The sequence below is a fragment of the Streptomyces sp. NPDC044106 genome, from assembly GCF_056433985.1.
The window spans coordinates 140,249-163,505 of the sequence record NZ_JBWKFZ010000008.1; the positions used below are offsets into that span (position 1 = coordinate 140,249).

Genomic DNA, 23,257 nt, shown 5'->3' on the forward strand with positions numbered 1-23,257 from the left:
TCCCCGGGTCGCCCGGAGCGCGCGCCGCAACCGCCCCGCGCGCACCGGTTCGGTCGTGGTGGAGAGGTGCGCGCGCACCGTGCGTGCGAACTTGGATCACATGACTCCTCCCCGACACCCGGACCCCACCCCGGACCCCGAACCGCCGGACCCGGACCCCGAGCCCGGGAACGCCACAGGACTGGAACCCGGCGGGGGCGTGCCGCCGGGGGAGACGCCGCCCGCCGAGAGCAGCATGCCGGGGGCGGGACCCGAGGAGACGCACAATCCGCCGAAGGGCTGGGCGAAGGGGCCGCTGGGTCTGATCATCGGCATCGCGGTGCTGGTCGCGGCGTTCTTCCTCGTCTACGCGCTCGTCCTGCTGCGGTGAGCCGACGCGCGGTGACACCACGTGGGCGACGCGCCGTGACGCCACGCGGACGACGCGCCCACCGGGCGGGCCCGCTCCACCCCTCGTTCGACCGAAACCTCGCATAGCGTTGTGAACCCGAGCAAAACGAACAGATTCGGGCCGAAGGAGTCGACGAACGTGACGGATGTATCGAGCAAGGGCCCCGCCCCGGACGACGGCCGGGAGACGCTCACCAACCGGCAGGGCCACCCGGTCTACGACAACCAGAACCAGCGCACCGTCGGCGCCCGCGGCCCCGCGACGCTGGAGAACTACCAGTTCCTCGAGAAGATCAGCCACTTCGACCGCGAGCGCATCCCCGAGCGCGTCGTCCACGCGCGCGGCGTGACCGCCTACGGCTACTTCGAGGCGTACGGAACCTTCGGCGACGAGCCCATCGCCCGCTTCACCCGCGCCAAGCTCTTCCAGGAGCGCGGCAAGCGCACCGACGTCGCCGTGCGCTTCTCGACCGTCATCGGCGGCCGCGACTCCTCCGAAGCCGCCCGCGACCCGCGCGGCTTCGCGGTCAAGTTCTACACCGAGGACGGCAACTGGGACCTCGTCGGCAACAACCTTGGCGTCTTCTTCATCCGGGACGCGATCAAGTTCCCCGACGTCATCCACGCCCTCAAGCCGGACCCGGTCACCCACGAGCAGCAGCCGCGCCGGATCTTCGACTTCATGTCGCAGACGCCCGAGTCCATGCACATGCTGGTCAACCTGTTCAGCCCGCGCGGCATCCCGGCCGACTACCGCCATATGCAGGGCTTCGGCGTCAACACGTACAAGTGGGTCGACGAGCAGGGCAACTCGCTGCTGGTGAAGTACCACTGGATGCCCAAGCAGGGCGTCCGCAGCATGACCGAGGAGGACGCGGCCAACGTACAGGCCGGTGAACTCGGCCACGCCACCAAGGACCTGTACGAGGCCGTCGCGCGCGGCGACCACCCGGAGTGGGAACTGCTCGTCCAGGTCATGGACGACCACGACCACCCCGAACTGGACTTCGACCCGCTCGACGACACCAAGACCTGGCCCGAGCAGGACTTCCCGCCGAAGGCGGTCGGCCGGATGGTGCTCGACCGGATGCCGGAGAACTACTTCGCGGAGAACGAGCAGATCTCCTTCGGCACCGGCGTCCTGGTGGACGGCCTCGACTTCTCCGACGACAAGATGCTGGTCGGCCGCACCTTCTCCTACAGCGACACCCAGCGCTACCGCGTCGGCCCCAACTACCTGCAACTCCCCGTCAACCAGGCCAAGAACGCCGCCGTACGGACGAACCAGCGTGACGGCCTGATGACGTACCACGTCGACGGCGGCGGCGAGAACCCCATCGTCAACTACGAGCCGTCCATCACCGGCGGCCTGCGCGAGGCGCGGTACCCGACCCACGACGAGGTGGGCCCGGAGATCCACGGCAGGCTGACCCGCAAGCGCATCCCGCGCACCAACGACTACCTCCAGGCGGGCCAGCGCTACCTCCTGATGGAGCAGTGGGAGCGCGACGATCTCGTGGACAATCTCACCGGCATGCTGTCCCAGTGCGACCGGGCGGTCCAGGAGCGGATGGTCTGGCACTTCCTCCTCGTCGAGAACGATCTCGGCCTGAGGATCGGTGAAGGCCTCGGCATCGCCGCGCGGGACGTCGCGCACCTGAAGCCGCTGGCGGGCCAGGAGCTGACCGAGGAGGACCGCAAGCGCCTCGCCAACCTGGGGGAGAACCCGCCGCGCGACGTCAGCGGCCTGACGATGACGCACTGCGTTCCCGACGAGCGGCACGTCGTCACCCGCTGAGCGCCCCGCCCGCCCGCGGCCGGCCGTACGACGAGGCCGGCCGCGGGTTCACGGACTGGCTCTCAGCTCTCCGCGTTCTCCTGCGTCCACGCCCAGGCGTACTGCAGCCAGTCGGCGAGGGTCATCGCGGTGAGGCCGGTGGTGACGAGGCGGGCGCCGCGGGGGGCGAGGACATAGGCGCCGAGGAGGCCCGAGGCCGTCCAGGCGGAGACGCAGAACGGGCACGACACCAGATCGCCCACCGCCAGCCTGACGCCGCTGCCGCGCGGCTCGTCCATCACCTCGCCCGCCGTCGTGTCCTCGCTCCTGCGGGTGAAGGGCGCCCGGAGGAAACTGGTGATCTTGTCCTTGGTGAGCAGCCGCGCCGTTTTGTACGTCGCCACGCCGAGCAGCGCCACATCCCACGGCGGCACCCGCTCCGGCAGGACGACACCGCGCCGGCGCGCCACGACCAGGAACGCCCCGGTCGCCGCCGCGAACGTGGCCGCCACGGCGGCGTACCCCCCGAGGGGCACGGCCCCCCGCTCGTCGTACTTCTGCCCCATGGGCTCTTCGGTGGTCATGCCGCCTCCAGCGGGCAGTAGTGGACGGAACGGACGCGACAGCGTGACAAACCCTGTGCACGGAAGGAATCAGTGATCATGACGGACATGCCCGGAACCGCACCCGAGGGACCGCAGGACGGACTGTGGGACGAGTTCCACACGGTGGTCAACATGACCTCGCGCGAACTCGGCGACTGGCTCAAGACCCGCTTCGCGGGCGAGGAGACCGAGGAGGTCCCGGACCGGGCGGGCACCCCGAACGGCCGCCGCGTCCTGGAGATCCTCGGCAAGCGCCGCGTCGACCTGACCCCCGACGACCTGCGCGTCATGCGCAAGGTCGTCGACACCGTCACCGCCGAGCGGGGTGCCGACATGGAGCCCACGGCGGGCGAGGCGCACTGGCGCCACCGGCTGATGACCCTCGGCCACGACCCGCTGAGGCCGCTCTCCTCCGACGACGGCGCCGACCGCGCCCGGCACCGGTGACGCGCCGCCGTGGCGGCGCGCACGCGATACGCGGTGGCGGCCTCCGGGCAGTGGACCGACGAGGAGGAGGGACGGCGGCGACTGCCCGCCGGTGAGGCGCACGCCTGGGAGCCGGGCCGCAACGAGAGCGTCTGCGGGCTCTCCCTCAGCAAGTCCCTGCTCACCCGCTTCCCGCACGTGCCGTGGACGGACGTCATCCCCGAGTCGGGCGGCGCCGCGGACCGCGTCCAGCGACTCTGCCCGCGGTGCGCCTCCGTCGCCGGACGCAGGGGGGCCGACGCCCGGCCGCCCTGGCGGCGCACCAACCCCCGCCCGTGACCGCCGGCCCGGTCCGGCCCGGTGGTCGGCCGGGCCGTCACCGCGCCGGGTCCTGCGCCGCGGGCCGGATGCTCAGGCCGTCGTCCTCGACCTCCACCAGGACCCGGCTGCCCGCGCCGAGCCGGCCGTCCAGGAGCAGCCGCGAGAGCCGGTTGTCCACCTCGCGCTGGATCGTGCGGCGCAGCGGACGCGCGCCGTACTCCGGCTGGTGCCCCCGCCGGGCCAGCCAGTCCACCGCCTCCGTGGTGAACTCGATGGTGATGTCCTGGGCGTGCAGCCGGCGCCGGGTCTCCTGCAGGAGCAGCTCGGTGACCTGGCGCAGCTGTTCGTCCGTCAGCCGCCGGAAGATGACGACCTCGTCGATGCGGTTGAGGAACTCGGGCCTGAAGTGTTCGCGCAGCGGCCGCAGCACCTGCTCGCGCCGCGCCTCCTCGTCGGCCTCGGACCCGTCGGCCCGGAAACCGAGGGTCGCGCCGCGCCCCGTGAGCGCCTCGGAACCGAGGTTGCTGGTCATCACGATGACGGTGTTGGTGAAGTTCACCGTGCGTCCCTGGGCGTCGGTGAGCCGCCCGTCGTCGAGGACCTGGAGCAGGGTGTTGAAGACGTCGGGGTGCGCCTTCTCCACCTCGTCGAGCAGCAGCAGCGAGTACGGGTGCCGCCGGACGGCCTCCGTGAGCTGGCCCGCCTCCTCGTGACCCACGTATCCGGGCGGCGCCCCGACGAGCCTGCTGACGGTGTGCCGCTCCTGGAACTCGCTCATGTCGAGGCGGACCATCCGCTCCTCGCTGCCGAACAGCGCCTCGGCCAGCGCCCTCGCCAGCTCCGTCTTGCCCACCCCGGTGGGGCCGAGGAAGAGGAAACTGCCGATGGGCCGGTCGGGGCTGGACAGACCGGAGCGGGAGCGCAGGACCGCCTCGGCCACGGCGCCGACGGCCTCCTCCTGCCCGACGACCCGCTGGTGCAGATGGTCCTCCAGGCCGAGCAGGCGCTCCCGCTCCTCCTGCGTGAGCGTGCTGACCGGGATGCCGGTCTGCCGGGACACCACCTCGGCGATGTCCTCCGCGCTCACCTCGACGATCTGCCCGTCACCGGGCTCACGGCCGCGCCCGGCACCGATCTTGCGGGCCAGGTCGTTGACGCGGTCGCGCAGTTCGGTGGCGCGCTCGTACTGCTCGGCCGCCACCGCCTGGTCCTTGTCCCGGGCGAGCTGCTCCATCTCGCGTTCGAGGGCGCGTACGTCGGTGCCCTTGGTGCTGGCCCGCAGCCGCACCCTCGCGCCCGCCTGGTCCATCAGGTCGATGGCCTTGTCGGGCAGGAAACGCTCGGTGAGATAGCGGTCGGACAGCTCCACGGCGGCGAGCAGCGCCTCGTCGGCGTAGCGCACCTGGTGGTGCGCCTCGTAGCGGTCGCGCAGGCCGCGCAGGATCTCCACCGCGTCCGCGGCCGAGGGCTCGGCCACCAGGATCGGCTGGAAGCGGCGGGCGAGCGCGGCGTCCTTCTCGATGTGCCGCCGGTACTCCTCGAGGGTCGTCGCGCCGATGACGTGCAGTTCGCCCCTGGCCAGCGCGGGCTTGAGCATGTTGCCCGCGTCCATCGAGCCGCCCTCCGCGCCACCGCCGCCCGCCCCGACCACGGTGTGCAGCTCGTCGATGAAGACGATCACCTCGTCGGAGTGGGCGCGTACCTCGTCGATGATGCCGTTCAGCCGCTCCTCGAAGTCGCCGCGGTAGCGGGTGCCCGCCACCACCCCCGACAGGTCGAGCGAGATGACCCGGCGGCCCGCGAGGGTCTCCGGCACGTCACCGTCGGCGATCCGCTGGGCGAGGCCCTCCACCACGGCGGTCTTGCCGACGCCCGCGTCACCGATGAGCACCGGATTGTTCTTGCCGCGCCGGGAGAGCACCTCGATGGTCTGCTCGATCTCCTCCTCCCGGCCGATGACCGGGTCCACCCGGCCCTCCGCGGCCCGCGCCGTCAGGTCCTGCCCGAACTGGTCGAGGGCGGGCGTCGCGCCGCCACCCCCGCTCCGCTGCTCGGGCGGGCTCGGCTGGCCGGGCGGCGGCTGCGGGGCGGGGCCGGGGTCGAAGCGGGCCGCGTTGAGGATGTGCCCCGCCGCGGAGTCCGGGTTGGCGGCCAGCGCCATGACGATGTGCTCGGGGCCGATGTACCCGGCGCCGACGGCCCGCGCCACCTCGTGCGCGTCGAGCAGCGCCCGCTTGACGGCCGGGGTGAGCGCGACCGCCTGGGTCGGCACCGCGCCCTCGGTCTCTGCCGAGTGCCGGTCGATCTCCTCGGCGATCTGCTCCGGGTCGGCCCCCGAGCGCGCGACCAGGGCGCGGGTCGGCTCAATGGTCAGCGCCGCCCGCAGCAGATGCTCCGTGTCGAGGTTGTTCTTGCCGTGCTCCGCCGCGTACGAGGCAGCGGCGGCCACCAGCTCCCGCGCCGGGCCGCTCATCAGGCGGCTGATGTCGATCTGCCGTCGGCCGCTGCCGAGGAACCGCGCGAAGAGCTCGCCGAAGGGGTCCTGCCCGAACCCCTCGGACCCGATGAAACCGCTGCTCATAGCCATCCGTTCCGGCGCCCCGGCCCGCCGGGACACCCTCGTGCGTGGTCGTGTCGTGCCCGCCCCCGGGCCCCGTCGCCCGCCCCGTCAGACCCCGATGCCGGGCGCCGGCGGCAGGTCCTCGTCGGAGACGATGTGCATCGCGGCCTCCTCGGCCCCGGCCGCGCCCCCGTCGATCCCCTCGTCCGTGGCGACGACCTCCTTGGTGGTGTCCTCGTGGGCGCCCTCGTCCGGCGCCACGAGCCGCCCCGCGCGCCGCTCGCCCGACTCGGGGTCGATGGGCTCGCCCTCGCCGTCGGGCAGGTCGCCGACGCCGTCACCGACGGGCGGCTGCACGTCGGGGACCTCCTGCTCCAGGCGCTCGTCGAGCGATTCGCCCTCGTGCTGCTCGGCCGCCGTGGTGCCCGTCTTGGTGACGCCCAGGGGCTTCTCGGGCGGCGAGTAGCCCTCGTCGAGCATGTCGTCGTAGGTACGTTCGTCCACCGCGTCCTGGAGGTCCAGCGGGGAGGCGTCCTCCTGCTCCTCGTTGCTGCCGGTGGGCTGGTAGGCGTCGTCCGCCATGTTCTGGTCGCTCATGAACTACCTCGCGCTTCGTGGTTCTCGTGAGATCGCGCTTCGCCCTCCGATCGTCGCGCGTCGGTCCTCGAAGTGCCCGCGGCACACTCCGCCAAACGCGCAGTCCGGATGCCTGCCGCGGTGCTTTGGGGGCATTCCTGGGACATGCGTGAGAAGCGGCGACTGAGGACGAGCCACATCGAAGGCCCCGGAATCAGACGCGTCCGTTCGGGCAAGGGATTCCGCTATACGGATGCCTCGGGCCGCCCGGTCACCGACCCCGCGGAGAAGGAGCGCCTGCGCCGACTCGTCATCCCGCCGGCCTGGCGCGACGTCTGGATCTGTCCCTGGCCCAACGGCCACCTGCAAGCCGTCGGCACCGACGCCGCGGGCAGACGCCAGTACCTGTACCACCCGCGGTTCCGCGCGCAGCAGGAGCTGGCCAAGCACGACCACGTCCTGGAGGTCGCCGCCGTACTCCCCAAGGTGCGCGCGCAGGTGAGCGAGGACCTCGGCGGCCGGGGCCTCAGCCGCGAACGCGTCCTCGCCTGCGCCGTCCGCATGCTCGACCTCGGCTTCTTCCGCATCGGCAACGAGTCCTACCGCAGGGACAACGGCACCTACGGACTGACCACCCTGCTCAAGGAGCACGCGTCCTGCCGCTCCGGCGAGGTCTGCCTCACATATCCGGCGAAGTACTCCAAGACGCAGACGCGCGCCCTCGTCGACCCGCCCGCCTGCCGGGTCCTGCGCGCCCTGCTGCGCCGCGACGGCGGCGGCCCCCGCCTGTTCGCGTACCGGCAGGGCCGCGTCTGGCACGAGCTGCACGCCACCGAGCTCAACGAGTACCTGCGCGATCGCGCGGGTACGGACATCACCGCGAAGGACTTCCGCACCTGGCACGCCACCGTTCTCGCGGCGGTCGCCCTCGCGGTGTCGGTCCGGGTGGCGGACGAGTCCGAGGCCGCCCGCAAACGCGCCGTCACCCGGGCCGTCCGCGAGGTCAGCCAGTACCTCGGCAACACGCCCGCGGTGTGCCGGGCCTCGTACATCAACCCCCGGGTCATCGAGCTCTTCGACGAGGGCCGCACGATCGTCGGCGCCCTGGACGCGCTGGGCGACGGCGCCGCGTTCGGCCATCCGGCGACGCAGGGGCCCACCGAGGAGGCGGTCCTGCGACTGCTCACGTGAGACGGCCGCAGGACCGCCTCAGGCTCTCAGATCAGTGCGGGCTGCGGTTCCGGCCGCACGGTGGGCGCGGCCTTCGGCTCCCACGGCCCGACGGTCCGCACGTAGCCGTAGATCACCGAGGCCATGAGGAGCAGCAGGAGGGGGCCGAACACCCACGGATGCCCGGCCATCCGCATCGGCAGGAACCGGTAGGACACCAGGAGCGCGGCGAAGACGATGGTGCCGTAGGCGACCAGGCGGATCCCCGACGGTTCCCAGCCGCGGTCGAACGTGCGCAGCGCCGCCTCCACGGTGAGCGCGAACACCACACCGGCGATGAGGTCCACGCCGTAGTGGTAGCCGAAGCCCAGCGTCGCGCCGAGCGTGGCGGCCAGCCAGAACGTCCCCGCGTACCGCAGCAGCCTCGGGCCCTTGCGCGAGTGGATGAAGATCGCGGTGGCCCACGCCGTGTGCAGGCTGGGCACGCAGTTGCGCGGGGTGATCCCGTCGTACGGCACCGGGTGCGGGGCGGTGAGCGCGGGCGGGGTGTGCGGCCACAGGTCGGCCACCGCCCACTGCACGCCGCCGGTTCCCGAGGTGCCGGGACCGTAGGCGAAGATCGGGCCGACCACCGGGAAGAGCATGTAGATGCCTGGTCCGACGACGCCGATGACCAGGAAGGTGCGCACCAGGTGGTGGCGGGGGAAGCGGCGCTCGCCGGACACGTTGCGCAACTGGTACAGGGCGACGACGATCGCGGCCACCGCGAGCTGGGCGTAGACCAGGTCGAGCAGATGGGTGCCGATCGGGTCGGTGGCCCGCAGGAGGCGGCCCGCCACCCACGACGGGTTGCCGAGCGCGTGGTCGGCGGTGGCCACGTACGGGTCGAGCACGCTCGGGCGGGTCTTGGCGGTGATCAGCAGCCAGGTGTCGCCCGCCTTGCGGCCCGCCACGAGGAGCAGGCCGAGGCCGACGCCCTTCAGGAGCAGGACGCGGTCCGCTCCGGTGCGGCGCGTGAGCGCGATGACCGCGCAGCCCAGCATCACCCACAGCGCGCCGTTGCCGAAGAGCCGATCATCGGGCGTATGGAGGCCCGCCGCCCACCGCACCAGGAGGAAGGCGACGTCGATCCCGATCGCCGCTCCCGCCGCGATGAACCGTTCACGCCACGTGAGTACCACCATCATCAGCGCGAGCCCCCCGTACAGCGGCCCCGGCTTCGGGGGGAGGATCACCTCGCTCATCTGGTTGGTGAGCGGTCCCGGCTGACCGCCGTAATGACGCGCGGCGATCTCAAGGCCGACGAGGAACGCGAGGGCCACCGCGCCGGCCGCGGTCCACAGGGCCACTCGTGTCCGGGGCCGCGAGGTATGGCTGGTTCCGCTGTCTGTTCGTGAGCACACCCGTGACGCTTTGGATATCAATTACTTAACCGTTTTGTTAGTCGTTACCGATGGGGGACGGGCCACCAGGGCACTTCCGAGGGCACTGGTCGAGAGCCGATCATCCCATTGGCGCAACGCGGCCGGTTCCGCTGGTCACGGGTGCACGGAGACGGCCGCCGGGCCGGGGCGGCCGAGAGCCCCGGCCCGGCGGACCGCTCAGCAGGCGCCGAGGTCCTGCCAGACGCCCCACTCCCCGGTGGTGCCGGGCTCCTCGCCCGTCGTCCACCACTTGGCCTTCCAGGTGTGGCCCTTGTGCGAGACCTGCTGGCCCCCGGTGTACACCGTCGCCTTCGCCCAGGGCGCCGCCGTGCACTGGTTGCCGCTGCCGCCGGTGACGGTCAGGGAGTACGTCGCCGAGTGCGCGGCGGACGGGCTCGCGCCGTTGACCGTCAGCTTGTACGTGCCGTTCACAACCGCCGCGGTCGTGCCGATCGTGAGCGTCGAGGTCCCGCCGGCCGTGACCGAGGTGGGGCTGAGGGAGGCGGTGACACCGGCGGGCGCGCCGCTGACGGTGAGCTTGACGGTCTGGGCGCTGCCCGAGGTCACCGCGGTCTTCACCGTGGCGGTGGTGCTTTCGCCGGCCTTGACCGTCCCGGAGGCCGGAGCCGCCGACACCGAGAAGTCGTCGCTGGGTACGGTGCCGCCGCTGGTGAAGGGCGCGAAGATGTGGCTGAAGTCCCAGGTGTTCTGCTCGATGCCGGAGCAGTTGTCCGCGGCGGCGCCGCCGGGGCAGCTGCCGTTGTCGCGCTGAAGCGCCCAGAAGGAGATCATGTTGATCCCCTTGCCGACCGCCCAGTCGTACACGTCCCTGGCGTTGGCGAGCGTGAAGGTCTCGGCCGGGCCGAAGTCGTCGACGCCGGGCATCTCCGTGACGCCGATCATCGCCCAGAGCTGCGTCGGGCTCTTGCCCGGATAGAGCTTGGCGAGCTGGTCGTACAGACCTTGGGCGGCCGTCTTGGTGTCCTGCGCCATGTCGTGGGAGGCGTTGTCGTAGTAGTCGAACGTCATGAGGTTGGCGACGTCGACCCGCGCGCCGTTGGCCACGGCGTTCTTCAGCACGGCGAGACCGCTGGACGCGAGGCCGTGGGTCGTCGTCGGCAGGGTGTACGAGATCTCCAGCTTGCGGCCCTCGGCGGCGGCCCAGTCCTGGACCTTCTTGATCGCCTTGTTCCGCCGGTCGATGCCGGCCGCGTTGTCCAGGGAGTCGACCTCGATGTCCATGTCGAGTCGGGGGATGTCGTAGGTCGTGATGACCTTCTGGTAGACGGCGGCGATCTGGTCGACGTCCGTACAGCTGTCGGCGATCTCGGTTCCCGTGGTGTCCGCCGTGTAGCCGCCGAAGGACGGGATGACGTCACCGCCGCGCCCCTGGATCGTCTTGATGTCGGCGCCGAAGGACGCCGGGGCGACGGGCAGCGAGGTGTCGCCGTTCCAGTAGGCGGTGCAGGAGCCCTTCGACGCGGTCTGGAGGAACGCCATCGTCAGGTGCTTGGCCCCGGACTGGGCGCTGAGCGCGGCGGGGCTCTCGCCGGTCCAGGACTCGAAGTAGGGGGCGAAGACATGGGCGGGGAGCGGGGTCGCGGCCTGGGCGGGGGCACCGGAGACCGCGGTGAGGCCCAGAGCGGCCACTGCGGTGGCCACCGCGGTGGCAGCGGCACGGAGGGAGCGCATACGTCTCATGGCCATCCAAGAGGAGAGGGGGCGTCAACTCAGGTGTGACGCACTGGGGTTGCTTACGGAATAGCCCTGTGGTCAGAGACATGTCAATGGTCTGAACCAAGTAAGGACTAGACCAATTGGGCGGCCGGCGGCGTGCCGGACGGTGGCCTGCGGGGGCGCATGGCGCGGGGGCGCTGGTCAGACGGGCGCTTCGGGCTCGTCCCTGTGCGCCGGGGTCGGAATGGGTGGTCGTACCACTTGCCGACGAATCCGGTGGTCCGGGCGGTGCGGGTGGCCGGGTGGCTGGGGTGGGCGCAGGTGTCCCGGTGCGTCTACTCGCCGCCGAGCGGCCGGGGGACCCGAACGGCGGCCTCCCGGAGCAGCCGGGCCATATCAGGGACGCCGAGGCCGAGTTCCTGGAGCCAGCGGGCCACCTGGGCGACGGGCGCCTTCAAGGCCTCCGCCTTCTCCAGGAGGTCGTGCAGGTCGATCTCACAGTCGATGGTGAGGAACATGTCGCTGTCATCGATGATCCGCAGCAGGTCGAGGGCCCGCGCGTAGGACAGGCCCTGCGGAACGTCGGGGCAGGAGACCGCGACGCCGTAGCCGGTGAGCCGTTCCACCAGGACCGATGCCGAATAGGGCGCCGGCAGATCGCGCGCCGCCGCCATCACGTGGGCGAACGGCATGGCGTCGGCGGTGGTGACGTTGGTCCATATGAGAGGGCAGTCCTCCATGTCGACACACAGCAACTGCCCGTCCAGAGCATCGAAACGGAGCGGCGGCCGCAGGGGAACGTCGAATCCGTAGGCGCGCAGCCGGTCGGCCGCTCGCCGCAGCGGCCAGTCCTGATGTTGCGCCGCGTCGAAGACATGCGTATAGAGCACCGGCTCGTCCGGGAACAGCGGCCCGTACCTCTCGGCGACCAGAACGGCCGCGTCATCGGCGCTCGCGTCCTCGGGCCACACCGACGGAGGGACGAATCCCAGCCCTTCGAGCCGGTGCTTGATCTCGTGCGGTGAACACCGCAGTACCCGCGCGGCGGCGAGCACGTGGCCGGGCGGCACCTCCTTCGAGCGGTCCAGCCAGGGCCACACGCTGTTCGCGTCGCGGCTGAGCAGGACGGCCACATCGGCGCCCGGCCGCTCCGGCAGCCCCGCGGCATCGACACGCAGCCCGCAAGCGGTGAGACGCGCGCAGACCCCGCTCACCGGGAGGCCGAGGCACAGGGCCGCCTTCGCGATGTGACCGGCCGGGACGGCCTCGTCGGGGTCCACCCAGCCGTAGGCGTCCGCCTTTTCCCCGAGATCGCGCCGCAGAACCGGGTCGTGCTGTGCCGCGGCAGCAAGCCCGACGTATGCCTCCGGTACGCGGATGCCGTACTCGCGCCACTGGTCGGCGAGGGCCCTGACGTCCGGGGAGGGCCCGTGCGATTCCCGCATCAGCTCGTCGAAGGTGGCCGTTCGCCGGTCCGGCAGAGCGCCCAACTGCCGTGCCCTGCACACCAGAACGGGCAAGGCCTTCCCGGTGGCCTCGGACATGTCGTGCAGATGGTTGACGATGAATTCGACGTCCGAGGACCAACCCCAGTACAGATCGTCATCGTCGCCCGCCGCGGCGGTCAGCAAGTCCCTGTCCGAGGGCAGGGCGGGCAGTACGGACGTGACCTCGGCGAGATCCGGGCACGCCTCCTCCAGCTGGGCCAGCAGCGGGTTCGGGCGATGGGCCAGCAGACGCCACAGCAGCACGGCGTCGGGCGCGTGCCCATGGGGGCTCTTCCACGGGTCGGGCCTCCATCGGTCCTCGCCGCGCCGTTCGCCGAACAGCTCCGGCACGACCTTGGGGTCGGCCATGAAGCACCCGGCCCGTGCCACGTCGAGCGTCCGGTTCCCGAACTCCACGTGCCGTCCGGCGTCGGCAGCGGCTGTCGTCAGGAGGTCGCCCAGCAGCATGCTCCGGTCGGCCACCCGGCAGAGCCACGCGTAATCGGGCAGCGGCCCGTCCTCGGCCACCAGGGCGGACGCGGCCTGTTCGAGTACGGCACCGAGCTGGCCTGCCATGTCGTCCAGGAGCGTGCGCCGGTCGGCGGAGAGCTGCCGGGGCGAGCGGGCCCCGGTCAGGTTGACCACCGCGCCCGTCAGTCCGCAGGCGTCGCTCGACAGCACTCCGCGGCGGACCTCCGGCTGCACGACCAGGCCGTCCACCAGAATCCCGCCCCCGTGCTCGCACCAGATCACCTGCACCCCCTCGGGAGCCTGGCGCCACGGCACCAGCGCGCCGTGCGCGTCCATGCCGTACTGCTCGCGGGCGGGCGCCTTCCGGGTCTTGAGGCGGTGCTCCTCCCACCGGGCAAGCCGGGACCCGTGCGCCGCCTCGGTCGGGAACTCGGCGATGCCCAGGACGCGTTCGAGGGCGTCGACGCACGACCAGGCCCTCTCGGTCTGTCGCCGCCGCAGGTACAGCCGGACCTGGGTGCCGGCCTCGTCCCCGCGGTCCCGCAGCCGGACGATGCGGAACAGATGCGCAGGACCGCAGATGCGGGCTTCCAGGAGTGGCCCGAGCCGGCCCTCGGAATCCATCCGGCACGTCCGTACGCGGATCTCGTCGGCGAGCATGAAGTAGCTGAGCACACCGATGCCGAACCTGCTGTTCGGGTGGAACTCGACCGGCGGCCGCACCTGTGCCCACCGCGCGCGTTCAGCCGTGAAGTGCCGCTCGCGGACGAACTGCGAGCCTCCCTCGCTGAAGACACCGCGGAGCTGCTGCTCACCCATGCCGACCCCGTTGTCACGGCACTCGACGTACTCGCGGCCCTCCGCGTCCGTGCCCTGCTCCATGGCGATGCGGCCCTCGTAGGCGCCGGACGCTCCGCCGGACGGCCCGGACCGCCCGGACCGGTCCAGGTACTGCGTGCGGGCCCGGCGGTGGCGGCAGGCGTCCAGGGCGTTCTGGTACAGCTCGCGCACGGCGAGCTCGGGCTCCTTGTAGAGCTGGATGCCCGTGAAGTGCTCACGCACCCGGCGCTCGTCGAAGCGGAAGGCCGCCCAGCCGCTGAAGACGTCCTCCGCCGGACGCACTCCTTCGGCGGAGAGGCGGGCGGGCAGCGGTGGCAGGGGCTGGTTGACGCGTTCGTGGACGGTGTTGCGGACGGTCGCCAACAGGCCGTCGACGTAGGCCACATACCCGCGAAGACCCTCGACGACGGCTTCGTGCCCGCACCGCGCCACGAGCACCGGCAGCTCCGGTGAGCCGCCCCACCGAGAGGCGGCCAAGGTCTGCCGCACCTCCGCCGGGTCGACGGGAAACGGAATCCCGACGTGCTCCACCACGATGCTGGGCAGAGCGGTGATCTCGCGGCTCATGCCGTGCGCCAGCGCGAGGAGGAGGGCCAGGCGCTGGTCCCGGACACGCTGCGGCCCGCCGCGCCGGGCCCGGACCACGTCGTCCACGGGGAGGGCGCCGAGGTGTTCGGGGTCGCAGACGCCGGGGCCGACGCGAAGGCCGTGCAGGAGCCGGGCCACGCGGTGGGGGTCGAGCACCTGGCCCAGGGCCTCCGTCGGCTCGCCGATGTCCCGCAGGAACCCGCCCACCACAGCGGGATCGGACATCTCCTCGCTCTCCGCGAGCCAGCGGTGGAACAGCCACCAGCCGATGGGCCCCTCGGCGTCGGGGTGCCGGCGGCCGCGCTCGGCCAGGAGGTCGTGGCTGTCGGCGAACGCCTCGAAGGCGGATCGCGCCGGGTTCGCTGCCGCTGTCCGCCCGAGCGGGTTCGGCCCGTGGTGGCTCGGCCGGAGGCGGTTCGGCTCGACGGCCGGGGCGAGCGTGGCCGTCAGACGCAGGCACCGCATCCGGTGGAGGAACGGGACGAGGACGAGCAGGGCCGCCTCCGCCGGATACAGGTCCAGCTCCCGTGCGGCATCGGGCTCGCCGAGCAGCCACTCCAGTGCCCCCACGAACCGCCGCACGGCGTCGTCGTCCTGCCAGGGATCGGCACCCGCGTCGTCTCGCGTGGCGTCCCGCGTCCGGTCCTGCACCGCGACGACATCCGCGACGTACTGCTGGAAGAGGCCCGCGTCACGGCGTCCCGAAACGTGGTGCCAGACGGTGGAGTTGACGGCCAGGTCGACCCAGGGGCCGGTCACCGGGGAGGGGGAGGGGGACAGGTCGTCGTCGGGCCGGGCGCCCTGGAAGACGACGGTGTGCGCTTGGACCAGGTGGCCCACCGTCGAGTCGCGTACCGAGTTCCACGTCTCACCCTGCACGTTCGTCCCCTGCCCCCGGCTCGTCCGCCCTGGCTCCTGCGCCTTGGCTCGTGCCACTGCGACGGTGCGGTCAGTGTAGGAGCCTGCGGGCGTGCCGGTGCGCGTGATTCCATGGGACGTCAGATAGCGGCAGCGCTCCAACTGGGCGCCAATGAACGGCATTTGATGTTGAGTGATTCTCTGGCGGCCCTGGCCGCCGTGGGCGGCGGCGCCGTCGTGCAGGCGATCGGTACGGACGCGTGGACGACGCTCCGCGCGGGCGTGGCCCGGCTCTTCGGGCGCGGCGAGACCGACTCGGGCACGCTGGCCCGCCTCGACCGGACCGCGGCCGACCTCGACGAGGTGGCGTCCGCCGAGTCCGGGGCGGTGCGGGCGGATCTCAGCCGCGCCTGGCGGACCAGGTTCGAGGACCTGCTCGATGCCCTCCCGGAACCGGAACGCCGGGCCGCCGAGCGGGAGTTGCGTGCACTGATCGACCTGATCCCACGCGCCGCGACGGCGAAGGCCCCGGTCGACGGCCGCCGGTGGGCCGGTGCCGGACGGGACCTGACCATCAGTGCGGGAGACGGCTCGGTCGCCGCCTTCCAGGTGGGCACGGTGAACCTCGGCGGCCCGCCGGACCCTACGGCGCCGGGCCCGGCGAGGGGCTGAGCGGCACCGGCGGCCACCCCACCGTCATGGTGGGCGACGTCCGCCGGATGCACGTCTACGGCGACATCGCCTCGGCCGGGTCCGGCTACCTGCGCGACCCCGCACGATGGCTGCCCGTACGGGAGTGGGAGCCGTACGAAGCCGGTGTGCACCGCGCGCACCCGTCCCGGGAGGGCCGCGCGCTGCCGGCCTACGTGCCCCGGGACATGGATGCCGTCATCCGTGCCCAATGGCAGGAAGCACTCGACGGGGGCGGGTTCATGTACCTGGTCGGCGAGGGCGCGGCAGGGGCGACACGGGCCGCGTTCGAGGCGGTTCGGACCCTGGCCGCCGACCGGCGGGTCCTCGCGCCGCGTGCGCCGGGCCATCTGGCGCTGCTCGCCGACCGCCCACCACCTCCCACGAGCCGTGCGCCGGTCATCTGGCTTGACGGCCTGGAGCGCTTCCTCGTACCGGACGGCCTGTGCGTCGAAGTGCTCGGTGAGCTCGTCCGCGCGAGGTTCCCCGTCATCGCCACGCTCGACGCCCTGTCGTACGAGGCGCTCACCGCGCCCCGCGGCCCCGGACCGCGCCACCTGCTCCCCGGCAACGGGTGGGCGGCGCGGGTACTCAACTACGCGTCGCCCATCCGCCTCGCGCGGCACTGGACCTCGGCGGAGGTGGCGCGGGCGCGCCTGAGCGAGGACGGTCAGGTGCGGGAGGCGACGCGCTGTGTCCGGGCCCCGGTGGCGGAGTACCTGGCGGCGGGCCCCGCCCTGTGGAGCAGGTGGGAGAACGGCCGGCGCGCCGGGGAGAATCCGCGCGGTGCCGCTCTCGTCACGGCCGCCGTCGACCTCGCCCGCGCCGGACTCGCCGGCCCGTACTCCCGCCAACTGCTCATCGATGTACACCGGTTCCACCTGGTCGACCAGGTCGGTGACCGGGCGGTACCGGAAGGCCCGGACGACGCGTTCGCCTGGGCCGCGCGGCCCGCGCGTCACACCGTCGGCCTGCTCAATCTGGTCTCTCCCGACCTGTGGCAGCCCTACGGCGGTCTGGCCGATGCCGTACGCGACGACGCCGAGGCGCCCGGCGTACATCCCTTCGTGTGGTTCGAGGCACTGGCGAACAGCGCCGACATCGGCGAGGCGTTCCACATCGCCCTGAACGCAAGCGAGTCGGAACCGACAGTCGCCCGCTTCCTGTGGACGGCGCTGGCCGATGCGGGGGTCGCCCGCGCGCGGGTCAACCTGGGCGCCCTGCTGCTGGAGCAGGGCCGGTACGCCGAGGCGGAGACCGTCTGCCGCGAGGCGGCCCGGGAGCCGGAGACCCGGGCGCGGGCGCTGTTCAACCTGGCGCTCGTGTACGCCGGGTCCGGGCGGCCGTCCGACGCGTACGAGACCGCCCTGCGCGCCCTGGAAGCGGGCGTGCAGCAATCCTGGGCTCTGATCGGACAACTCAGGGCGGAGAGCGGCGATTTGGATGGCGCCGTGGAGGCGACCCGGCGGGCCGTCGGCCTCGGTGTACCGAACGCCGCCTACAACCTGGCCGGGTACTTGGCGGAAGCCGGGCACTTCGAGGAGGCGGTCGACACCTACCGCGATGTCATCGCCTCCGGCGACCTGGACGCCTACGGCGAACTCGGCCTGCTCCTTGAGAGGTTGGGGCGTTCGGCGGCGGCCCGGCGCGTCTACCGGGAGGGCATCGCCGCCGGGCGGACGGACCTCTGGCTGAACCTCGGCAACCTCTTCAACCAGGAGGCCCGGCACGAGGAGGCGTGCGGCGCGTTCGAGAGCGGCGGCCGGGCGGGCGACACCCGCGCCTGGTTCAACCTCGGGAACCTGCACGGACGCCAGGGCCGCCATCGGGCCGCGGTGACCGCCTACCGCGCCGCGATCGACGCGGGCGACCCGCACGGCCTGCACAACCTCGGCCTGGCGCTGGAGAGGCTCGGCTGCCGGGAGGAGGCGGAGGAGGCGTGGCGCCCGGCCGCGGCCCGGGGGGACCCGGACGCGCTGCTGGCACTGGCGGACCTCGCGGAGAAGGCGGGCCGCAGGTCCCGCGCCATGACCCGCTACGAGCGGGCGGCGGACGCCGGAAGCAACGAGGCGCTGTACTGCCTCGGCGCGCTGACCATCCTCGAAGGGCGGTCCGAGGACGGGGAACGGCTCGTTCGCCGGGCGGCCGCCGCGGACAACGTATGCGCGCTCGTCCACCTCGGAATCCTCGCCGCGGCGCAGGGGCGGGACGGCGAGGGACAGCACTTCCTGCGGCGCGCGCTGGCATCGGACCGGCGGCTCGCCGAGGCGTACATCGACGGGTGGCGGGAGGCTGGGCCGTCCGAACGGGCATGAGGCCTTCGCAGGGGGCCCGTTACCGTGGCACCGGCACGGGCGAAGGCCTCCGCCGTCGGTACGCTGCCGAGGCCGGTGGACGTCCTGATCCGGTGTTGCGGGCCGGGACCACGAATCCCACCGGCCCGCCACCGTCCGGAGCGCTACCGCAGCCCCGGGTCCGGGATCCGGGTGCCCGTCCCGCTCACCCGCACTCGCGCGTCACCGGCGTGCAGCTCGACCCGCAGCAGACCCGGGCGGCCCATGTCCGCGCCCTGGTGCAGTTCGAGGACCGACTGCTCTGGGACCAGGCCCAGTTCGCGTGCGTAGGCGCCGAACGCCGCGGCGGCGGCGCCGGTCGCGGGGTCCTCGACCACGCCGCCGACGGGGAACGGATCGCGCACGTGGAAGACCGTCGCGGACTCGCGCCACACCAGTTGCACCGTGGTGAGGTCGAGGGAGGTCATGAAGTCCCTGAGACGCTCGAAGTCGTAGTGCAGGTCGGCCAGTCGGGTGCGGGACGCGGCCGCCAGGATCAGATGCCGCGCCCCCGCGTAGCCGATCCGCGGCGGGAAGGCCGGGTCGAGCTCGGCCGCGGACCAGCCGAGCGCGTCGAGTGCCTCGGTGACGTCCTTGTCCGCCGCGTCGTGGACGGCGGGCTCCACGCTGGTCAGGGTCGCGTGCAGCGCCCCGTCCGCGCTCTCGGTCACCGTCACCGGGACGGTGCCCGCGCGGGTGGCGAGGAGCAGTTCGCCGGCCCCGTGCCGCTCGGCGTGGGCGATGGCGGCGGCGATGGTGGCGTGGCCGCAGAAGGAGACCTCGGCCTTGGGGGAGAAGTAGCGGACGGTGTACGCCCTGGGGTGGTCGGCGAGCTCCGCGGGAGGAGCGGTCAGGAAGGCCGTCTCGCTGTAGCCGAGCTCGGCGGCGATCGCGAGCTGCTCGTCGTCGGAGAGACCGGTGGCGTCGAGGACGACACCGGCGGGGTTGCCGCCCGAGGGGTCGGCGGAGAAGGCGGTGTAGCGGAGGATCTCGGGGCCGGAGTGGGGCGTCGTCGTCATGGCGGGGGCAACTCCTTGCGGTGCGGGGAGGGTCGTGTCCGTACGCGTGTCGGTGCTGGTGCTGGTGCTGGTGCTGGTGCTGGTGCCGGTGTCTGCTTCTGCTTCTGTGCTCACCTGCATAAAGAGAGCATCGCCGTCAGATATTTCGCTGCCCGACGAAGTGTCGTTGTTCTACGCTGCGTTCATGCCGAACACCAGCCGCGTCCCCGCTCCGCGCTCGACGGTCGGTGGCGCGCCGACCGGTGGCGCACCGGCCGAGCGCCGGGGTGGGGCCCAGGGGGAGCCGCTCAAGCACCAGACCGACATCGCCCGCGCCGCCGCCCTCATCGCCGACCCGTCCCGCGCCCGCATCCTCAAGTGCCTGGCCGACGGCAGGGCGCTGCCCGCGAGCGCCCTGGCAGGCGAGGCGGGCATCGGCGCCGCGACCGCCAGCGCCCACCTCGCCCGACTCGTCGAGGGAGAGCTCCTCACCGTCGAGCGGCGCGGAAGGCACCGCCTCTACCGGCTCGCGGGCCCGGACGTGAGCGCCGCCATGGAGTGCCTCGCACTGATCGCGCCGCCGCTGGCCATCACCTCCCTCAAGCAGAGCAACCGCACCAACGCCCTGCACCGCGCCCGCTCCTGCTACGACCACCTCGCGGGGCGGCTCGGCGTGGCGCTGATGCGAGGCCTGCTGGAACGCGGCGTACTCACCGGTCACGACGGTGTGCACCGGCCCCACGAAGCCCTGCGCGACCGCCCGTCGTCGTACGGGCACGACATCCAGTACGCACTCACCCCTGCGGGCCGCGCGACCCTGGCCGAACTGGGCGTCGATCCGGACCGGCTCCCGCCCCGCCGCCCCGCGATCCGCTACTGCGTCGACTGGAGCGAACACAAGCACCATCTGGCCGGAGGACTCGGCGCGGCCCTCACTGCGCGGCTGTTCGCGCTGGACTGGGTGCGGTGGGGTCCTGCCCCGCGGGTGGTGCTCCTGACCGACGCGGGCGCGCACGGCCTGGAGCGCACGCTCGGAGTCACGGTCGCTGATGTCCGGCCCGGCTGAGGGTGATCCGGCCGTGGAACTTCTGCGGTACGGGCGCGAAGCGGTACGCCATGGTGACGTGCTCCGCGTCGGGTACGTCGAGGTGGTAGCGCGTACACATCAGGTAGCACAGCGCCATCAGCTGGACGGTGCCGATGTCGGCTCCGGCGCACTTCTTGGGGGCCCAGCCGAAGGGCACGTAGCAGCCCCTGGCCAGGGGCCCGTGCGGGGCGCCGGGCAGGAAGCGGTCCGGGTCGAAGGTGTCCGCGTCGCGCCAGAACCGGTGATCGCGGTGGATCATGTGCGGGCTCAGCACATAGCCGCGCCCCTCCGCCAGCGTGGTGTCGCCGAGGTCGAAGGAGGTCCGGGCGTGCCGCATGAGCAGCAGCGGCGGACTCCACATGCGCAGCACTTCCTTGACGAACCGGTGGGTGAGCGGCGCCGCCTTGACCGGGTCGGCGCGGAACGCCTCCGGATCGGTGGCCCGCAGCTCGACCGTGAGCCGCCGGGTCCACCGCGGCTGGCGCGCGAGTTCGTACAGCACGCTCGCGGCCGCCGCGCCGGGCGGCCCGCCGATCGCCGTGAGCACGGCGGTGACCACGTCGAGCGCACGGTCCATGCCGAGTTCCGGCAGCAGATCGACGAAGGGATCGGCGAGGTCGTGCTCCCGCGCACGGTGCCCGGCGGCACGCTCGCGCAGTATCCGCCGTACGACGAGTCCCGCCCGGAACTGCACGGCGGCGAAGTGGAGTTGATGCCGAAGTCCGCTCCCCGGGGAACGGTCGATCAACCGCATCAGCTTCTGGTCGAGGTCCTGGACGATCCAGGCGCTCTCGCGGGCGGTGAGGCCCGACAGGGCGACGGGCAGCAGGGCCCGCACGGCGACGTCCTGGGCGAGCAGGACCAGGTCGATGTCGTCGCCGAGGCGCGCGTCGATGGTCCGTTCCATGCGGGCGATCAGCGCGCCATGGTGCTCGGCGGTGGCGAGCGCGTGCAGCCGCGTGCGCCACTCGGTGCGCACGCGGGCCCACGGCACCGTGGCGCTGTCGCGCCGCCGGAGCATGTCGACGAAGCGGTCGTTCATGAGGAGGCCGTGCCAGTTCGCGGCGCTGACCTTGCGTGCCGCGTCCGGCTCGAAGACGGCGAGCAGGTCGTCGTTGATCCAGAAGACGCCGCCTTCGGCCGCGCTGCGGTCGCGTAGATCGTGCAGGAAGTCGTCGGGATGGTGCGGAGTGGTCATGGCGTCGCCTCTCGCGCCGCACGGGAAGCCGCCCGTCGGGGGCGACTTCCCGCGCACCCGAACGGATCAGATGTGGTGGTAGAGGTACCAGAAGTGATAGACCCCGCCGTAGCCGGACCGGATGTTGAGGGCCGACTTGGCAGAGCGGTAGAGCTTCCTCATGCAGTTCACCTCCCCCCAGGTGAATCGGTGCGGTCGCTCAGCCGCGCGGTGAAACGCGGCGGAGCCAGCGCGGGGCCCAGTTGGGGACCGCTCCCCGCGCCGGTGATCGACAGGTGCCGGTCGTGGGTGATGACGCGGATTAGGTCCGTCAGCAGCGTCATCGTCACGGTCGCGCCTGCGCAGCTGTGCGGCCCGTACCCGAAGGGCATGAACGCCGGATCGCGCGGGGGCGTCGCCCACCGGCCCGGCACGAAGTCGTCGGGGCGGTCCCAGTGCTGCGGGTGGCGGTGCATCAGATACGAGCACACGTCCACGTCGTCGCGCGGGCCGACCGGGACTCCGGCCAGGTCGTGGGCGCTGCTCGGCTTACGGGTGAAGAGCCAGGCCACCGGCCACAGCCGCAGCGCTTCCCGGACGATCCACTCGGGTTCGGGGCCGTCGAGGCCGAAGGCGGGGCCCGAGGCTGGGCACTGGCCGGTATCGGTACCGGGCCCGGGTCCGGGTCCGGGTCCCGTACCGACGAGGTAGACCGCCCAGCCCAGCGCGAAGCCGATGGAGCCCACCGTGGCGAAGAGGAAGGACAGATAGACCTCGGCGAGGTCGTCCGGCCGTGCCGAGGGGCCGCCACCGGTGACGACCACGTCCAGCAGGTCACGCGGATCGCCCGCACACTTCGCGGAAGCCGAAAGGGCCGTACGTCGCGTCCGGATCTCCGAGGCCAGGAGCCGCATGACCCGTCGGCGGAACACGAATCGCGAGGCCACCGAATGGCGTTCGCGCGCGCCGGCCAGCACCGCACGGGTCACCACGCCGTCGACGGCTTGCCGCAGCGGCGCCGGGGCCTGTCGGCACAGCAGTACGTCTGACAGGTGCTCGCGGACCAGCAGGTTCCCGGCGTCGGGCCAGCTGCTGACCGGCACGAGCCGGTCCTTGACCAGCCGGGGCAGTTCGGCCCGGCCGGCGTCGAGCCGACGGCGCAGCAGCGCGCGTGCGCCACGGCCGATGTCGACCTGCGCGTCCCGCGGGCCGAAGACGCTCGAGCGGGTGTGGAAGAAATCCGAGGTCTCCTCGAACAGGCCGCGCCGGTTGCCCATCACCTCGCGAGCGGCCCCGGGGCCGGCCACACACAGCCGTCCGGACGCGGAGCGCCAGATGTCCTGACGCCCGTCGAACTCCGCACGCAGGCAGGAGAGCGGGTCACGGCGCCAGGACGCCGCGTCGCGGGGCTCCGGGACCGGCCGGCCGTACGTCGCGCCGGTCTCCGCACCAGCCTTCGCACCAGTCGAAGATTCCATGCCCCCGCCCCTACTGTGCAGGGGAGGCCGCGCGTGATGGGACTGCACCCACCCGATGTTTCCGCTCCCCCGATGCCGGATGGCCAGCGTGCTCCGGTGGGGGCCGCGTGTCACCCCTCGGGACGTCCTCGCCGCACACCGCCCGGCGAAGGAATCCTGCGCGGACCGCGTCGCACCACCGGTCCGGGGCCCATGAGCTGCACCGCTCGCGAAAACGCGGTGGACGACGCATCGCCCCTGCCGTCCGCCCGGCCTCCTGCACCGGCTGACTCGTCTTCGGCCCGGCTATGTAGGGCAGCCGACCACGGAGAGACTAGGTACGGA

The 23,257-nt window shown here is 72.5% G+C and carries 18 protein-coding genes; 8 read left to right on the forward strand and 10 right to left on the reverse strand.

Annotation, left to right across the window (positions count from 1 at the left end; genetic code table 11):
* The first annotated feature begins 100 nt into the window (after positions 1-100).
* The gene (locus tag AC07DI_RS16085) at positions 101-370 is read left to right on the forward strand and encodes a DUF6480 family protein (RefSeq protein WP_478904916.1); all 270 of its coding nucleotides are present in this window, start codon (positions 101-103) and stop codon (positions 368-370) included.
* Between the two features lie 159 nt (positions 371-529).
* A complete protein-coding gene (locus tag AC07DI_RS16090) occupies positions 530-2,188 on the forward strand; it encodes a catalase (protein ID WP_478904917.1) in 1,659 nt (552 codons plus the stop codon).
* Between the two features lie 62 nt (positions 2,189-2,250).
* Here the strand turns inward: AC07DI_RS16090 and AC07DI_RS16095 are convergent, their stop codons facing one another.
* Complete coding sequence (locus AC07DI_RS16095) at positions 2,251-2,751, reverse strand: DUF1360 domain-containing protein (RefSeq protein ID WP_478904918.1); 501 nt, start codon at positions 2,749-2,751, stop codon at positions 2,251-2,253.
* Positions 2,752-2,829: 78 nt separating this feature from the next.
* Between AC07DI_RS16095 and AC07DI_RS16100 the strand changes: the two genes are divergently transcribed.
* Together AC07DI_RS16100 and AC07DI_RS16105 are read left to right on the forward strand one after the other, a co-directional pair.
* On the forward strand, positions 2,830-3,219 hold the full coding sequence (locus AC07DI_RS16100; RefSeq protein ID WP_478904919.1) for a DUF3140 domain-containing protein: 390 nt from the start codon (positions 2,830-2,832) through the stop codon (positions 3,217-3,219).
* Between the two features lie 9 nt (positions 3,220-3,228).
* Positions 3,229-3,537: a hypothetical protein gene (locus tag AC07DI_RS16105; RefSeq protein ID WP_384248355.1), complete on the forward strand. Its 309-nt coding sequence runs from the start codon at positions 3,229-3,231 to the stop codon at positions 3,535-3,537.
* Positions 3,538-3,574: 37 nt separating this feature from the next.
* On the opposite strand, the gene AC07DI_RS16110 is transcribed toward AC07DI_RS16105, so the two are convergent.
* Together AC07DI_RS16110 and AC07DI_RS16115 are read right to left on the reverse strand one after the other, a co-directional pair.
* Positions 3,575-6,100, reverse strand: coding sequence for an ATP-dependent Clp protease ATP-binding subunit (locus tag AC07DI_RS16110; protein WP_478904920.1), 2,526 nt, complete (start codon positions 6,098-6,100; stop codon positions 3,575-3,577).
* Between the two features lie 87 nt (positions 6,101-6,187).
* Positions 6,188-6,676, reverse strand: a complete 489-nt coding sequence (locus AC07DI_RS16115; RefSeq protein WP_478904921.1) for a DUF5709 domain-containing protein — start codon at positions 6,674-6,676, stop codon at positions 6,188-6,190.
* Positions 6,677-6,820: 144 nt separating this feature from the next.
* Between AC07DI_RS16115 and AC07DI_RS16120 the strand changes: the two genes are divergently transcribed.
* Positions 6,821-7,846 (forward strand): DNA topoisomerase IB, encoded by a 1,026-nt coding sequence (locus AC07DI_RS16120; RefSeq protein WP_478904922.1) that lies wholly within the window; start codon positions 6,821-6,823, stop codon positions 7,844-7,846.
* 26 nt (positions 7,847-7,872) lie between these two features.
* On the opposite strand, the gene AC07DI_RS16125 is transcribed toward AC07DI_RS16120, so the two are convergent.
* The 3 genes from AC07DI_RS16125 to AC07DI_RS16135 all read right to left on the reverse strand — a co-directional run bounded on the left by AC07DI_RS16125 (position 7,873) and on the right by AC07DI_RS16135 (position 15,191).
* Complete coding sequence (locus tag AC07DI_RS16125; protein ID WP_478904923.1) at positions 7,873-9,174, reverse strand: phosphatase PAP2 family protein; 1,302 nt, start codon at positions 9,172-9,174, stop codon at positions 7,873-7,875.
* A gap of 252 nt (positions 9,175-9,426) precedes the next feature.
* Positions 9,427-10,950, reverse strand: coding sequence for a glycosyl hydrolase family 18 protein (locus tag AC07DI_RS16130; RefSeq protein ID WP_478904924.1), 1,524 nt, complete (start codon positions 10,948-10,950; stop codon positions 9,427-9,429).
* 311 nt (positions 10,951-11,261) lie between these two features.
* Positions 11,262-15,191 (reverse strand): wHTH domain-containing protein, encoded by a 3,930-nt coding sequence (locus AC07DI_RS16135; RefSeq protein WP_478904925.1) that lies wholly within the window; start codon positions 15,189-15,191, stop codon positions 11,262-11,264.
* A 165-nt stretch (positions 15,192-15,356) separates the two neighbouring features.
* Here AC07DI_RS16135 and AC07DI_RS16140 point away from each other — a divergent pair, with 165 nt between their 5' ends.
* Complete coding sequence (locus AC07DI_RS16140; protein ID WP_478904926.1) at positions 15,357-15,842, forward strand: hypothetical protein; 486 nt, start codon at positions 15,357-15,359, stop codon at positions 15,840-15,842.
* A gap of 26 nt (positions 15,843-15,868) precedes the next feature.
* Positions 15,869-18,175 (forward strand): tetratricopeptide repeat protein, encoded by a 2,307-nt coding sequence (locus AC07DI_RS16145; protein WP_478904927.1) that lies wholly within the window; start codon positions 15,869-15,871, stop codon positions 18,173-18,175.
* A 143-nt stretch (positions 18,176-18,318) separates the two neighbouring features.
* On the opposite strand, the gene AC07DI_RS16150 is transcribed toward AC07DI_RS16145, so the two are convergent.
* Positions 18,319-19,212, reverse strand: coding sequence for a PhzF family phenazine biosynthesis protein (locus AC07DI_RS16150; protein WP_478904928.1), 894 nt, complete (start codon positions 19,210-19,212; stop codon positions 18,319-18,321).
* A 184-nt stretch (positions 19,213-19,396) separates the two neighbouring features.
* On the opposite strand from AC07DI_RS16150, the gene AC07DI_RS16155 reads away from it, so the two are divergent.
* Positions 19,397-20,257 (forward strand): ArsR/SmtB family transcription factor, encoded by an 861-nt coding sequence (locus tag AC07DI_RS16155; RefSeq protein WP_384248337.1) that lies wholly within the window; start codon positions 19,397-19,399, stop codon positions 20,255-20,257.
* Here the strand turns inward: AC07DI_RS16155 and AC07DI_RS16160 are convergent.
* The 3 genes from AC07DI_RS16160 to AC07DI_RS16170 form a co-directional block, all read right to left on the reverse strand.
* Positions 20,229-21,476, reverse strand: coding sequence for a cytochrome P450 (locus AC07DI_RS16160; RefSeq protein WP_478904929.1), 1,248 nt, complete (start codon positions 21,474-21,476; stop codon positions 20,229-20,231). The two genes, AC07DI_RS16155 and AC07DI_RS16160, sit on opposite strands and share 29 nt — an antisense overlap.
* Before the next feature lie 66 nt (positions 21,477-21,542).
* Positions 21,543-21,638 carry a hyalucidin A family RiPP precursor gene (locus AC07DI_RS16165; RefSeq protein WP_459178541.1) on the reverse strand — a complete coding sequence of 32 codons (96 nt, stop codon included), beginning with the start codon at positions 21,636-21,638 and terminating at the stop codon, positions 21,543-21,545.
* A 5-nt stretch (positions 21,639-21,643) separates the two neighbouring features.
* On the reverse strand, positions 21,644-22,933 hold the full coding sequence (locus AC07DI_RS16170; protein WP_478904930.1) for a cytochrome P450: 1,290 nt from the start codon (positions 22,931-22,933) through the stop codon (positions 21,644-21,646).
* Positions 22,934-23,257: the final 324 nt, after the last annotated feature.

Excerpts from the sequence above, each read along its gene's own strand:
- AC07DI_RS16085 (WP_478904916.1), top strand. The coding sequence starts at position 101 with ATGACTCCTCCCCGACACCCGGACCCCACCCCGGACCCCGAACCGCCG.
- AC07DI_RS16095 (WP_478904918.1), bottom strand. The coding sequence starts at position 2,751 with ATGACCACCGAAGAGCCCATGGGGCAGAAGTACGACGAGCGGGGGGCC.
- AC07DI_RS16100 (WP_478904919.1), top strand. The coding sequence starts at position 2,830 with ATGACGGACATGCCCGGAACCGCACCCGAGGGACCGCAGGACGGACTG.
- AC07DI_RS16110 (WP_478904920.1), bottom strand. The coding sequence starts at position 6,100 with ATGAGCAGCGGTTTCATCGGGTCCGAGGGGTTCGGGCAGGACCCCTTC.
- AC07DI_RS16115 (WP_478904921.1), bottom strand. The coding sequence starts at position 6,676 with ATGAGCGACCAGAACATGGCGGACGACGCCTACCAGCCCACCGGCAGC.
- AC07DI_RS16120 (WP_478904922.1), top strand. The coding sequence starts at position 6,821 with ATGCGTGAGAAGCGGCGACTGAGGACGAGCCACATCGAAGGCCCCGGA.
- AC07DI_RS16130 (WP_478904924.1), bottom strand. The coding sequence starts at position 10,950 with ATGAGACGTATGCGCTCCCTCCGTGCCGCTGCCACCGCGGTGGCCACC.
- AC07DI_RS16140 (WP_478904926.1), top strand. The coding sequence starts at position 15,357 with ATGTTGAGTGATTCTCTGGCGGCCCTGGCCGCCGTGGGCGGCGGCGCC.
- AC07DI_RS16145 (WP_478904927.1), top strand. The coding sequence starts at position 15,869 with ATGGTGGGCGACGTCCGCCGGATGCACGTCTACGGCGACATCGCCTCG.
- AC07DI_RS16150 (WP_478904928.1), bottom strand. The coding sequence starts at position 19,212 with ATGACGACGACGCCCCACTCCGGCCCCGAGATCCTCCGCTACACCGCC.
- AC07DI_RS16155 (WP_384248337.1), top strand. The coding sequence starts at position 19,397 with ATGCCGAACACCAGCCGCGTCCCCGCTCCGCGCTCGACGGTCGGTGGC.
- AC07DI_RS16160 (WP_478904929.1), bottom strand. The coding sequence starts at position 21,476 with ATGACCACTCCGCACCATCCCGACGACTTCCTGCACGATCTACGCGAC.
- AC07DI_RS16165 (WP_459178541.1), bottom strand. The coding sequence starts at position 21,638 with ATGAGGAAGCTCTACCGCTCTGCCAAGTCGGCCCTCAACATCCGGTCC.
- AC07DI_RS16170 (WP_478904930.1), bottom strand. The coding sequence starts at position 22,933 with ATGGAATCTTCGACTGGTGCGAAGGCTGGTGCGGAGACCGGCGCGACG.